The sequence below is a fragment of the Ruegeria sp. P8 genome, from assembly GCF_056534665.1.
In genome coordinates this window covers 279,483-292,813 of sequence record NZ_JBQERC010000001.1, presented here as the reverse complement: position 1 = coordinate 292,813, position 13,331 = coordinate 279,483, and the positions used below count along the sequence as shown (strand labels likewise).

At 58.0% G+C, this 13,331-nt stretch carries 12 protein-coding genes; 6 read left to right on the top strand and 6 right to left on the bottom strand.

Annotated elements, in window-relative coordinates:
* Positions 1 to 29 precede the first annotated feature (29 nt).
* Both ACR0BZ_RS01465 and ACR0BZ_RS01460 read right to left on the bottom strand, forming a co-directional pair.
* Positions 30 to 938 carry a DMT family transporter gene (locus ACR0BZ_RS01465; RefSeq protein WP_209504595.1) on the bottom strand — a complete coding sequence of 303 codons (909 nt, stop codon included), beginning with the start codon at positions 936 to 938 and terminating at the stop codon, positions 30 to 32.
* A gap of 40 nt (positions 939 to 978) precedes the next feature.
* On the bottom strand, positions 979 to 1,578 hold the full coding sequence (locus ACR0BZ_RS01460) for a LysE/ArgO family amino acid transporter (RefSeq protein ID WP_480919263.1): 600 nt from the start codon (positions 1,576 to 1,578) through the stop codon (positions 979 to 981).
* A gap of 87 nt (positions 1,579 to 1,665) precedes the next feature.
* Between ACR0BZ_RS01460 and ACR0BZ_RS01455 the strand changes: the two genes are divergently transcribed.
* Both ACR0BZ_RS01455 and ACR0BZ_RS01450 read left to right on the top strand, forming a co-directional pair.
* A complete protein-coding gene (locus ACR0BZ_RS01455; RefSeq protein ID WP_480919262.1) occupies positions 1,666 to 2,559 on the top strand; it encodes a LysR family transcriptional regulator ArgP in 894 nt (297 codons plus the stop codon).
* A 27-nt stretch (positions 2,560 to 2,586) separates the two neighbouring features.
* Positions 2,587 to 3,276, top strand: coding sequence for a nitroreductase family protein (locus ACR0BZ_RS01450; protein WP_480919261.1), 690 nt, complete (start codon positions 2,587 to 2,589; stop codon positions 3,274 to 3,276).
* A gap of 25 nt (positions 3,277 to 3,301) precedes the next feature.
* On the opposite strand, the gene ACR0BZ_RS01445 is transcribed toward ACR0BZ_RS01450, so the two are convergent.
* Both ACR0BZ_RS01445 and ACR0BZ_RS01440 read right to left on the bottom strand, forming a co-directional pair.
* Positions 3,302 to 4,582, bottom strand: coding sequence for an MFS transporter (locus ACR0BZ_RS01445; RefSeq protein WP_480919260.1), 1,281 nt, complete (start codon positions 4,580 to 4,582; stop codon positions 3,302 to 3,304).
* Between the two features lie 145 nt (positions 4,583 to 4,727).
* Positions 4,728 to 5,468, bottom strand: a complete 741-nt coding sequence (locus ACR0BZ_RS01440; RefSeq protein WP_209504600.1) for a YebC/PmpR family DNA-binding transcriptional regulator — start codon at positions 5,466 to 5,468, stop codon at positions 4,728 to 4,730.
* A gap of 110 nt (positions 5,469 to 5,578) precedes the next feature.
* Between ACR0BZ_RS01440 and ACR0BZ_RS01435 the strand changes: the two genes are divergently transcribed.
* From ACR0BZ_RS01435 to ACR0BZ_RS01420, 4 genes are all read left to right on the top strand, one after another.
* The gene (locus tag ACR0BZ_RS01435; RefSeq protein ID WP_480919259.1) at positions 5,579 to 7,351 is read left to right on the top strand and encodes an SLC13 family permease; all 1,773 of its coding nucleotides are present in this window, start codon (positions 5,579 to 5,581) and stop codon (positions 7,349 to 7,351) included.
* A gap of 16 nt (positions 7,352 to 7,367) precedes the next feature.
* Positions 7,368 to 8,102, top strand: coding sequence for a glutamine amidotransferase (locus ACR0BZ_RS01430; RefSeq protein ID WP_480537390.1), 735 nt, complete (start codon positions 7,368 to 7,370; stop codon positions 8,100 to 8,102).
* A gap of 73 nt (positions 8,103 to 8,175) precedes the next feature.
* Entirely contained in the window at positions 8,176 to 9,033 is an 858-nt protein-coding gene (locus ACR0BZ_RS01425) for a bile acid:sodium symporter family protein (RefSeq protein ID WP_480481982.1), read from the top strand.
* Between the two features lie 10 nt (positions 9,034 to 9,043).
* A complete protein-coding gene (locus ACR0BZ_RS01420) occupies positions 9,044 to 10,705 on the top strand; it encodes an FAD-binding dehydrogenase (protein WP_480869749.1) in 1,662 nt (553 codons plus the stop codon).
* Positions 10,706 to 10,718: 13 nt separating this feature from the next.
* On the opposite strand, the gene ACR0BZ_RS01415 is transcribed toward ACR0BZ_RS01420, so the two are convergent.
* Together ACR0BZ_RS01415 and ACR0BZ_RS01410 are read right to left on the bottom strand one after the other, a co-directional pair.
* The gene (locus ACR0BZ_RS01415; protein ID WP_480919258.1) at positions 10,719 to 11,456 is read right to left on the bottom strand and encodes a YbaY family lipoprotein; all 738 of its coding nucleotides are present in this window, start codon (positions 11,454 to 11,456) and stop codon (positions 10,719 to 10,721) included.
* A gap of 96 nt (positions 11,457 to 11,552) precedes the next feature.
* The gene (locus tag ACR0BZ_RS01410) at positions 11,553 to 13,331 is read right to left on the bottom strand and encodes an SLC13 family permease (RefSeq protein ID WP_480919257.1); all 1,779 of its coding nucleotides are present in this window, start codon (positions 13,329 to 13,331) and stop codon (positions 11,553 to 11,555) included.

The following is a 13,331-nucleotide window of genomic DNA, read 5'->3' as shown; positions in this document are numbered from 1 at the left end:
TCAATCAATGTAAGCGCGGAGATGTCACTTCACAGCTTCGGCGCAATACTGGGAGGCGTCAAGTCCCGACGGTTCAACATGAACTCGCGCCATGAGATGAAGCTTACAGCGCCCAGTATCAGGGTTCCGCCAGCCACAACCCATAGGTCGACACTTTCGTGGAAGATCGCTGCACCCACAAGCGTGGCCCAGATCAACTGCAGGAATGTAACGGGTTGTGTGACGGCCACAGGCGCGGCCTGCAACGCCAATGTCATGAAGTAATGACCTGCGGTCGCAAAGCTGGCCACCAGAAACAGAACCCCGAGTTCTTGCATACTGGGCCGGGTCCAGACGGCAACCGCAAATGGGATCAAGGCGATAGTTACCCAGATGGACAGATGCGCCACGACAACCGAAGGCGGAACGTCGCGGACAAGAAGCTTGGCCAGCAAATAGGACCCGCTTAGCATCAGGGCCGTTCCGAGCATGGCAAGGTGACCTTGCGAGACCTCGCGAAACCCGGGGCGCAGGATAACCAGTACGCCCACCAAGGCGACCAGAATGGCGGCAACCCTGCGAAAAGCCAGCTTCTCGCCCAGAAACAGGGCCGCGCCCAAGGTGACATAAACCGGCGTCATGTAGTTCATGGCAGTGACTTCGGCCAAGGGGATTTGTGTCATGGCAAAAAACCAAAGCATGACAGCTATCGCGTGTACGACACCGCGCAAACCGAACAACGTCAGCAGGCGGGGTGTCAGCCGGGTCGCCATGATCGACCGCAAGGCCGGTAACAGAAACACCAATCCCAGCGCATAACGCAGGAATGCAGCCTGGATCGGATTCATCGTCGTGCCCAGAGATTTGACCAAAGCGGTCATCACAACAAAGGACAGCCCGGCGGCAAACATCCAGAACATACCGGCAAGCGGGCGCGACGAAACGGCAAGCGATGTCATGGCTTAGGTTGAACACCGAAACCCTGCCGGGAACAACCCTTCACATGATAACAAGTTTCAGTGCGATACCCAGCATTACGACCCCGATCACTGCGTCCAGCACCTGCCAGGCGCGCGGGCGCGCAAACACCGGAGACAGAACACCCGCGCCGTATCCAAGTGAAAAGAAGAAGACAAAGCTGGACGTGACCGCCCCGATGGCAAATCCGACCCGGTCATCATACTGTGCCGAGATTGAGCCGATCAGAACCACTGTATCCAGATAGACATGCGGGTTCAGCCAGGTGAAGGCGAGAACGGCAAGCATCGCGGTTCTGAGGCTGGTTCGCGGGCCGCTGCCCGTTTCCATCACCGCGCCACCCCGCAGGGCAGACCCGAAGCTGCGCAGCCCATACCACGTCAGGAAAGCGGCCCCGCCATATCGCATTACAGGTTCAAACCAGGGGGCTGAATGGGCCAGAGTCCCGAACCCTGTGACGCCTGCAACGATCAAAACCGCGTCGGACATTGAGCAGGTCAGGCACAGAAGAAACACATGTTCACGCCGCAATCCCTGTCGCAGAATAAAGGCGTTCTGTGCCCCGATAGCGAGGATCAGACTGAAACCCAGCGCGAAACCGGCGATCATGGACGTGGGCATGGGACCTCCTGCTATTGCAAGACGTTGACTAAGGCCGTCGGTGTGATCTATCAAATTAAAGATGTTATCTCATGTTAAGTTTGGCTAATGTTGCTGGATCCTCTTCACCTGTCCGCTTTGTCTGCCATTCTGCGCCATGGTAGCTTTGATGCGGCTGCGGCAGAGCTGGCGGTGACGCCCTCGGCGATATCCCAGCGGATCAGGGCGCTTGAGGATCGGATTGGAGCCACCCTGATACATCGGGGCAGCCCTTGTACCGGGACGCCCGCCGGGCTGCGCATTGCCCGTTACGCGGAAGATGTCGGGCTGCTTGAGGCACAGTTGGTTCGAGAACTGACGCTGGAGCAGGAACCAAGGTCCGCGCGCGTCCGTATCGCCGTACCGGCAGACAGTCTGGCCACCTGGTTTGTTGATGCGATGGCGCAGGTGCCTGACATGCTGTTCGATCTGGTGATCGACGATCAGGATCACTCCGCAGACTGGCTGCGACGGGGCGAGGTAAGCGCCGCCGTCACCGTTGGTGGCCAGACAGTGACCGGGTGCGACGCGATCCCATTGGGCGTGTTGCGCTATCTGCCAACAGCCAGCCCGGAATTCATCAACACCTGGTTTCGGGACAAAGTGACCGAGGCAGAACTTGGCAAGGCACCCTGCCTGGTTTTCAACCAAAAGGACGGGCTACAAAGGGCATGGATTGTTCAGCACACTGGCAAACGCCTTTCACCCCCGTCTCATTTCCTGCCTTCTTCACACGGATTTGTGGACGCGGCGATTGCCGGGCTTGGGTGGGGCATGAACCCCGCAGCTCTGGTGCAGGTGGCTTTAAAACATGGGCTGTTGCGCCCCATCGTGCCCGATGCGCCGTTGGATGTCGCGCTGAGCTGGCAGGTTGGGCGTGTTCTTGCGCCCGCACTCAAACCTCTGACCCAGGCTGTCAAACGTGCGTCAGAACGGATTTTGCTTCCGCCTCAAAGCAGCTAAACAGACACGACATTTTCGGAGGAACCGATGTTCTCACGTGACGCTCTTGGCTATGACCCTATTCCCCTGCCAGACCGATGCGACATCAGCGATACAGACATGCTGGGCGCGGCGCAGGCATTTTATGAAAAGATGCGTCAGCGTCATACTATCCGGGATTTCGGCCCCCGCCCCGTTGCCCGTGAGGTAATCGAAACCAGTCTGCGCACTGCGGGTACCGCCCCGTCAGGCGCCAATCACCAACCCTGGCATTTTGCAGCCATCTCGGACCCTGCCCTGAAACACCGCATCCGGGAAGAAGCCGAAGAAGAAGAACGCCGGTTCTACGCAGGTGGCGCCGGGGATGAATGGATCAAAGCACTGGAGCCCATCGGCACCAACGCGGTCAAAGAACATCTGACAATCGCCCCTTGGCTGATCGTGGTTTTTGCCCAGCGCTGGGGGCAGTTCGAGGATGGAACGCGGTACAAGAACTACTACGTCCCGGAGAGTGTAAACATTGCCACCGGCTTTCTGATTGCTGCGCTGCATCACGCGGGCCTCAGCACCCTGACCCACACCCCGAATCCGATGCGGTTTCTGAACGACGCGCTGGACCGACCCGCGTCGGAAAAACCAACCATGATTATTGCAGTGGGGCATCCGTCAGAAGACGCGACTGTGCCTGCTGTGGCAAAACTCAAGAAACCCCTGGAAGAGATTTCATCTTTCTTCTGAGGCTTTCGCCACGCTCGCCGAAAACTCAATTCGAGGGCTGTTCCGCCTTTTTCCCTTCTGGTTGCATCATGCGGTAGCAGTTTATACAGGACACCAGACTGGCGACGACGATGAATGCGACGGCCATTGCGACCTCGTGCATATGGGCGACAGCGGCAAGGCCCGCAGACAACAACACCGCGGTTAAACGCGCGAACGCCTTGACCGCCGCCGATCCCCGTACCCGCTGCTCTTTGGGTGCCACATCCAGAAAATAGAGCTTACGCGCACTGCTGATCCCGGTCACCGCAACGGTGACAATGAACAGCGCAATTGCATGCAAGTGAACCTGATGGTCGATGCCCAAATAGTGGAACACCAAAAGGACACTGCCTGTTGCGGCGACCATCAATGTCCCGACCACCATGACCGCACGATGGGATTTCATGTTGATGATTTGCCACAGAGGACCCGATACAAGGTATCCCGAAGCGGAAGAAACGATCATCGCGGTCAATCCCTGTGTCGAGCTGTGATGCGCTTCGGCTGCGATGAGCGCGAAGAACGGAACAGACAGCGACACAGCAACCAAGGGCAGACGCATGATCATATACCGCCGGAACCACTGGTATTCGAACATGTCCAGAATACCCTTGATATTCGCCTTAATCGAAATGCCCCTTTCGGACTTCTGCGGCGTCATCGGTGCACCCTCACGCACGGTTTCCGTCATCGCCAGCATGAACAGACCCGACAGAAGGAAGAATAAAACCGAAACGCCAATCATGACTGAATGGCGCGAAAAGGGTGGATTATCCTTGGTGATCTGATGCACCAGCAACGCAAGGCCAATGGCACATAGCCCCCCGGCACCAAGCTGCAGGTATTGCATGACCATGCGCGAACGCGCCAGAACGTGGTCCCCGAGCAGATCCGTAAGCATCAGGGTCTGCACTTCGCTGACAAGCCCGATCACCAGAAATACAGACAGGAAAACCGCCGCGATCAATGGGACAGCCCCGGTTGCGGCCGCAGCTATTGCCAGAACCAGACAGGCGCCAATGACCGCTTCGGTCAACGCAATCGCACGTTTCTTCTTGCTTCTTGCCGCAACGGGTTGTGCGAGAAAGAAATCCGCAATCAAGCAACCGACCATCCGCACCGACACCAGCGCCCCCGCCACAAACATCGGCAACTCGAAGGAAACGGCTAGAAACGGTAAAACAACCGACGGGCTGCCGAGCGTCCACGCGACCTGAGACAGGATACTTTGCCCGGCTAGGACGGGCACATTGCGCTTGGTTCGATCGGAAGTTTCGGATGCCATTAGTACTGTGTCTTCATGTTTTCTGGATTTCCCGCACTTTCAGCCTAAGCGCATCGAATGTTTCAGCCAATAATTCAATAAAACCGTCAAAGAACAAAAAACCCGGCCGTTGCGACCGGGTTTCAATGAGCTGGTATGGGTCAGCTCAAAGCTGAGCCATGACCTCGTCGGTGGCTTCGAAATTGGTCGTGACACGCTGCACATCGTCATCGTCTTCCAGTGCATCGACCAGTTTCATCAGCTTTTGCATGTCCTCAAGGCCCAGTTCCGTCGTTGTGGTCGGTTTCCAGACCAGCTTGGTGGATTCAGACTCGCCCAGCGCCCCTTCCAGAGCGTTTGAGACATCGTTCAGATCAGTATCCGCGCACCAGATGATGTGGCCGTCTTCCGAACTCTCGACGTCTTCGGCTCCGGCCTCAATGGCGGCCTCAAATATCGTGTCGGCATCGCCAGCATCTGCCGGGTAAATGACCTCACCCTTGCGGTCAAACATGAACCCAACCGAGCCGGTCTCGCCCAGATTGCCACCGTTCTTCGAGAACGTGGATCGAACGGTCGAAGCGGTCCGGTTTCGGTTGTCGGTCATGGTTTCGACAATTACCGCTACACCATTGGGCCCGTAGCCCTCGTAGCGAATTTCTTCGTAGTCCTCGCCTTCACCCGCTTGCGATTTCTTGATCGCGCGGTCGATCACGTCCTTGGGGACCGAGTTCGACTTGGCTTCTTTCACCGCCAGACGCAGGCGCGGGTTCTTGTCTGGATCGGGATCGCCCATCTTGGCGGCCACGGTGATCTCTTTGGACAGTTTGGAAAATAGTTTGGACCGCGCGGCGTCCTGACGCCCCTTGCGGTGCTGGATGTTGGCCCATTTGGAGTGGCCTGCCATAGTGCGTCCTCGTCATCATGTTTGCGTGTTCGGCGCTCATATAGACGTTTGCGGGGGGCAGGATCAAGAGAGCGGCTTGCGACGACCTCACCGCCTTGTATGGTGACGGCATGACGACAGATCAGATCATACTTTTTGCCCTTTTCATCACCGTCTTCGGAATGCTGCTATGGGGTCGGTTTCGATACGACCTTGTGGCCTTTGCCGCGCTTATGATTGGCGTCGTGCTGGGTGTTGTGCCTGTCGGTGACGCCTTCGCGGGCTTTGGCCACCCGGCGACCATTATCGTCGCGCTGGTGCTTGTGGTCTCTGCCGGTTTGGTCAGGTCGGGAGCGGTCTTTCTGATCACCCGCACTCTGGTCGATGCGTCACGGGGACTGGGCGCGCATATCGCCCTGATGGGCGGGATCAGTGCCATTCTGTCGGCTTTCATGAACAATGTCGCTGCGCTTGCCCTGCTGATGCCCGTGGATATTCAGACCGCGCGCAAAGCAGGTCGCCCTCCGAGCCTGTCCCTGATGCCGCTGAGCTTTGCTACCATTCTGGGGGGCATGGTCACCCTGATCGGCACCCCTCCGAATATCATCATCGCCTCGATCCGGCAGGAAACGCTCGGCGAGCCGTTTCACATGTTCGATTTCGCCCCTGTTGGTGGAATAGCAGCGATTGCCGGTCTGGCATTTGTCGCACTGGTCGGATGGCGGTTGATCCCCAATCGCGGCGTGCAACAAGAAACATCCGAGGTGCTGGCCGAATACATTGCCGAACTGACGATCCCGCCGGGGTCTGCCCATATCGGCAAACGGGTCAGCGAACTTTATGAAACGGCCGAAAAATCCGACGTGGCTATCATCGGCCTGATCCGGGATGGGAAACGGCGATATGGCCGGTCAACCCATGCCACATTGAACGATGGCGACGCGTTGGTGCTGGAAGCACGCCCCGAAGCACTGGACGAATTCCGTTCTGCGCTGAAACTGGATTTCTCGGACACGCGACGGCAGGAGCTGCTGACGGCTGAAGGCGAAGGTCTGGAAGTAATCGAAGTGGTCGTTCCCGAAAGCGCGCGCATAACCGGCCGTACTGCGCAGGGTATCGGGTTGGCCTGGCGCCAAAGTACCGTCCTGATGGGCATCTCGCGTCAGGGTCGTCAGATCACCGAACAGGTTCGCAAGACCGAGGTTCAACCGGGAGATATCCTGCTGCTGCTTTGCCCCCGTGATCGCAGCGCCGACGTGACAGAATGGCTGGGTTGTCTGCCTCTGGCCGAGCGCGGTTTGAACGTGACGGCAAACGACAAGGCCTGGTTGGCCATCGGTCTGTTTGCCGCTGCCGTTTTCGCGGCCAGTGTCGGGTTGATTTACCTTCCAGTCGCATTGGGTCTTGTCGTCATTGCCTATGTGCTAACCAAGGTCATGCCAATCACGGAGATCTATAACCATATCGAATGGCCCGTTGTTGTGCTGCTGGGTTCGATGATCCCTCTGGGCAGCGCTTTGGAAACATCCGGCGGCACCGAGCTGATTGCCAATGCGCTGATCCAGCTGACCGACGGTCTGCCTGCATGGGCGATCCTGACCGTACTGATGGTCGTGACGATGACCTTGTCGGATGTCCTGAACAACACCGCCACCGCCATCGTCGCGGCCCCGGTGGGCATCCAGATGGCCCAAACGCTCGGGGTGTCGCCCGACCCTTTCCTGATGACCGTTGCAGTTGCGGCTTCGGCTGCGTTCCTGACGCCTATCGGTCACAAGAACAACACGCTGGTTCTGGGCCCCGGCGGCTATCATTTTGGCGACTACTGGCGCATGGGCCTGCCGCTTGAGGCTCTGATCATCGCGGTTTCCGTCCCCGCCATCCTTGTCTTTTGGCCGCTGTGACGGGTAAAGGCTGTTCATGAAACGCTTTTTGATCCTGCAACTGCGCCCGGAAACGGATGCCTCCGACGCAGAATATGCTTCGATCCTGAACCGCAGCGGGTTATCGCCCGAACGCACACACCGCATCCGTTTGGATTGCGAAGACCTGCCGGAAGGGCTGAAAGTCGCCGACTATGCGGGGGTTATTGTAGGCGGCGGACCGGGATGCGTCAGTGATGACCCCGCAACCAAATCCCCGCTGGATGCCCGGATCGAGGCTGCGATCATGGGGTTGATGCCGCAGATCATCGAACAGGATCACCCGTTCATGGGCTGCTGCTATGGCCTTGGTATTCTGGCCGTACATCTGGATGGCAACGTCAGTAAAGCCCGGTACAGCGAGCCTGTGGGGCCGTCCAGGTGCCGCCTGACCCCCGAAGGACAACAAGACCCGCTTACCGCAGAATTGGACGCCACCTTTGATGCTTTTGTTGGTCACAAAGAAGCGGTTCAAACCCTGCCCGAGGGCTGCGTTCACCTTGTTGCGTCCGACCCCTGCCCGTTTCAGATGATCCGCTGGGGCCAGAACGTCTATGCCACTCAGTTCCACCCGGAAGCCGATGCCAAAGACTTTGAACAACGCATCAACATCTACAAGAACCATGGCTACTTCCCGCCCGAAGACGCGCAGAAACTGATCGACCATTGCCATTCGGCAGAGGTTACGCAACCCGGCGAAATCCTGCGCCGTTTCGTCCAGCGATACGAGTGACCCAACGGCGCGGTTGCCTGCGCCATTCCGCCTCGCTTAGGCTGATCTGACGCAACTTTGGGAGAGGTTGTCCTTGGATTTGCTTTTGAATGTCGGCTTGCCGGTGTCGCTTGCCATTATCATGTTGTCTCTGGGCATCGGGCTGGAGGTGGCAGACTTCCGTCGTATCCTGAGCCGGCGACGCGCCTTTGCCATCGGGGCGGTAAGCCAGATTGTTCTCTTGCCAGTCGCAGCCTTTGTGACGGTCACAATCTTTGCATTGCCCCCCGAGATCGCGGTTGGTTTCATGCTGCTCAGTTTTTGCCCGGGCGGCGTAACCAGCAACATCCTCTCCAAGCTCGCCAAAGCCGATGTCGCGCTTTCGGTCAGCCTGACCGCCGTGATCAGCCTTTTGTCGATGGTGACCGTACCAATACTGGCCGCGTGGTCGATCAGGCACTTCATGGGCGACGAAGCACCCGAGGTTTCGATCACCGGGCTGGCTGTTGCATTGTTTCTGATAACAACGCTGCCTGTGGCAATCGGGGTCGGAATTCGCTACTTTGCAACGGAGTTTGCAAACCGCGTAGAGCCGGGATTGTCAACGCTCGCGACCGTTTTGTTCGTGCTGATCGTTGCCGCGGCACTGGCCGGGAACTGGCAATTGTTCGTCGACAATCTTGGCATCATGGGCGCAGGCTTGATTTCTTTGAATATCACCCTGCTGTTCATCGGGCTGGGGCTTGCGCGGATATCAAACCTGTCCTGGAATGAGTGCAAGACGATCTCGATCGAAACCGGTATTCAAAACTCCACGCTGGGCATTACACTGGCGGCGCTGATCACGAATACCGAAAGCGGGTTCAGCCCGCTGGCCCTGCCCTCGGCGGTTTATGGCATTACGATGTACGCCGTGGTTCTGCCGTTTCTTGTCTGGTTCCGCAGGCGCTGAAAGGACCGTTATGACAAACAACACTGCTGATGCGATCGTAATCGGTGCTGGTCTGGCCGGATTGGCCGCCGCAGCCGAACTGGGCGACCGAGGCAAAAAGGTAATCATACTCGATCAGGAACCCGAAACCTTTCTGGGCGGTCAGGCGTTCTGGAGCCTTGGTGGACTGTTCATGGTCGACACCCCCGAACAGCGCCGCATGGGTATACGCGACAGCCACGATCTGGCGTTGCGCGACTGGATGGGCAGCGCACAGTTTGACCGTGACGAAGACGCATGGCCCCGCAAATGGGCCGAAGCCTATATCGAGTTTGCGGCTGGCGAGATGCGTCAGTGGCTGCACGAAATGGGCCTGCGCTGGTTTCCGGTCGTTGGCTGGGCCGAACGTGGCGGGTCTTATGCGACGGGGCACGGCAACTCGGTCCCGCGCTTTCACATCACATGGGGCACCGGCCCCGGCGTTCTTGAACACTTTATCCGACGTGTCCGCGACCATGTCAGCGCCGGATTGATCCAGATGAAGTTCCGCCACCAGGTCAGCCATATCATCATGCAGAACGGAACCGCCAAAGGTGTTTCCGGAGAAATTCTGGCCGATGACACCTCCCAGCGCGGTGGCAAAACCAACCGCGATGAGGTTGGCGAGTTCGAAGTTTATGCCCCATCAATCATTGTCACGTCCGGCGGTATTGGTGGCAATTTTGACATGGTGCGTCAAAACTGGCCACGGGACCGTTTGGGTGAGCCGCCCAAAGATATGGTTGCAGGGGTACCCTTTCACGTCGATGGCCGCATGATCGCAATCAGCGAAAAGGCGGGCGGCCATGTCATCAACGGTGATCGGATGTGGCACTACACCGAAGGCGTGCGCAACTGGGACCCGATCTGGCCCGCCCACGGTATTCGTATCCTGCCCGGCCCAAGCTCAATGTGGTTTGACGCCAGGGGTAACCGCCTTGCTCCGCCGTGCCTGCCCGGGTTCGACACATTGGGGACACTGCGTGAGATTCTGAAAACCGGGTATGAATACAGCTGGTTTGTTCTGACCCAGAAGGTGATCAAAAAGGAATTTGCGCTGTCCGGGTCGGAACAAAACCCCGACTTCACTTCGGGCAGCTGGAAAGAAGTTATCCGCCAACGCATTCTGTCAGGTTCCAGCGCAACTGCCCCGGTTGAGGCGTTCAAGGAAAAAGGTGAGGATTTTGTTGTTGCCAACACGCTGACCGAACTGGTCAATGGCATGAACCATCTGGGCGACACTCCGATAGACGAGGCTCATCTGCGTGCCCAGATCGAAGCCCGGGATTCGCAGGTCGACAACCCCTTTTCGAAAGATGCGCAGATGATGGCAATCCTTGCCGCGCGCAATTACCGCGGAGATAAACTGATCCGCACAGCCAAACCGCATAAGTTTCTGGATCCGGCCAACGGCCCGCTGATTGCCGTCAAGCTGCATATTCTGACACGCAAATCTCTGGGTGGGTTGCAGACCAATCTGGACAGTCAGATGATTGGATCAGACGGCAATGTCGTACCGGGCCTGTTCGCTGCTGGCGAAGTCGCCGGATTCGGCGGTGGCGGCTATCACGGCTACAACGCGCTGGAAGGCACATTCCTGGGCGGCTGCATCTTTTCCGGTCGCAATGCCGGGCGTTCAAGGGCCGTCGCCTGACGCACTTTCCCTGTTACTTGCGCATCAGTTTGATCACCGGCTGTCCCTGCGCATCCAGCAGAGCCAGAGCGTTGCCCTGCATCGCGAATGTCGTGACGTTCTGCAAGGCTTGCAGGAATTGCCGCTCAACCGCGTCCAGCGGGGGCGGGCACGCCATGAGTGTTGCAGCCATGTTGTCTGGAAACGCAATGCGATTACCGGAAATCTCGGCCTGACCGCTGAACCGGTTGCAGCCGCTGCTTCCTGAAAAAACCCCATCCTGACCAAAGACAAGCTCGGGGCGTTTCTCGGATTCGACAGGCGCACCATTCAGGCCCGAGGCGGCCCATTGGGTGTTGTCCAGCGCTTCCGCCCCCTGCCCCTGGACCTGAACCAACAGAAGATCAGCGGCATTTTCTGCCCCATTCGTCAGAACCGGGTAAACGGTATCTGTGGTGAACAGCAGGTTTTGCCCCTGCATCACAGATGCCCGAACGCTATAGCGATGAGCATCCATGATCAGTGCATCGTCATAGGTCAATTTGAACTGTGCGGGCACCCCGCTCAGCGCATACCGTTGCGCGGCAAGCGTGACAGCGGGAGCATCGACCAGCGAGATATCCTGAAGCTCGACATAAAGAGTTGCGTCCGGTGGCAGTGCAATGCGCTCTCGGTATGTGGCGGTCCCTTCAACTGCACCGGCAATGGCGACACCGCTTAACGCTGCCCAAGTTGCTGCACCCACCCATATTGCGCGACTTAATTGCTGCATAGGTCAATTCCTTTTGCAAACCCTCTTCGCAAAAGATCGTGTGCCCTTGGGTCTTTGCAAGATGTGCTTCGACAAAGTGGCAATTCTGCGCCGAAATCACAAAGGCCAGATCAACGGAATAAGCAGGGATGCCAACAATCCGACTGTCAGATTTAGCGGAACACCCACCTTCATGAAATCGGTGAACCTGTAGCCGCCAGGGCCGTAGACCATCATGTTGGTCTGGTATCCGATCGGTGTTGCAAAGGACGCCGAAGCCGCGACCATAACGGCAACCACCAACGGGCGTGGGTCCATTCCGACGGCCTGGGCTAGCCCGATGGCTATAGGCGTGACCACAACCGCAACCGCATTGTTGGAAACCAGTTCGGTCAGCACCGAGGTCAGCAGGTAGATCGCCCAGATGATCAGGAAGGGCGGCAGAGCGCTTAATCCCGGTGCCACGGCCTCGACAATCAGTGAAACCGCACCAGAGCTGTCCAGTGACGCACCGATGGCGAGCATCGCGAAGATCAGCGCCAACAGGCGACCTTCGACAAAGGAGAACGCCTCGTCCGCGTCGATGCAGCGGGTCAGAAGAACCACGGCTACGGCCACAATCGATAACAGCAGGATCGGCGCGACACCCAGCGCTGCAAGGACGACGATCCCGACCAGCGCGCCAATTGCAATTGGCGCATGGCTGCGACGGAAGGCGCGTGCAGAAGGTTGGCTGACATCCACCATGTCCATGTCCGCCGCAAGGCGCTGGATATCTGCCGGGGCGCCCTCCAGCAGTAATGTATCCCCTACCCGAACCACCAGATCATCCAACTGGCGACCGATATTCTGATTGCGACGGTGAACGGCCAGCACATAGACACCATACCGACGCCGAAGTCGCATCATTCCAAGGGTCCGACCCACCAAACGGCATCCGGGTGTGATCAGCACCTCGACCGTCTTGGTCTCGACAGCAGAAACCTGATCCACACGCTTCAGCTCTTTGTTGCTCTGTAGGCTCAGAAGTTCGGTCATCTCGGTGCGCAGAACTACGCGGTCACCGACCTGCAATTCAACGCCCTTCAGATTGCGCCGCAGCGATTCATCGCCCCGGACCACGTCGATCAGACGCACGCCGGGGCGTTTGAACAACTGAACGCCGGTCACTTCACGCCCGATCAGGTTGCTGTCGGGCGGAATGACCGCTTCGGTGAAAAACTTCATTCTGGACCGATCGCTAAGCAGCGAGGCCATGCTGTCCCGCTCGGGCAGCAATCTGGGGGCGATGAAACGCAGATAGATCATGCCGTAGATCACTAGTGCAATCCCCAGCGGCGTGACCTCGAATATCGAAAAGGCTTTCATCCCCTGCGCACGGGCCACACCATCCACCAGCAGGTTGGTGGACGTTCCGATCAGTGTCAGTGTCCCGCCAAGAATGGCGGCATAACTGAGTGGAATTAGCAGCTTTGACGCGGGTACATTCAGCGTGCGGGCGATCTGAACAAAAACCGGGATCATGACCACAACAACGGGCGTGTTCGACACAAAAGCCGAGGCCAGCACGACGAACCCCATCAGCAAACCGATGGCAATGCGCGGGTTGACCTGCGCCTGCCTTTGCGCGGTCGACGTGAAGGCGTCCAAGGCCCCGGTCCGCACCAAGGCCCCCATGATGATGAACATCGCCGCAATCGTCCAGGGCGCGGGATTGGACAAGACCGCCAGCGCGCTTTGATAGGGCAATATCCCTGTGACCAGCATCAGTGAGACACCACCGATGGCCACAACCTCGGTCGGATAAACCTCGCGCAGGAACATGACGAACATGCTCGCAACAATCAGCAGCGCCAGAATTGCGCTGCCCGTCTCTGTCAGTGGAAGGAAATGCAT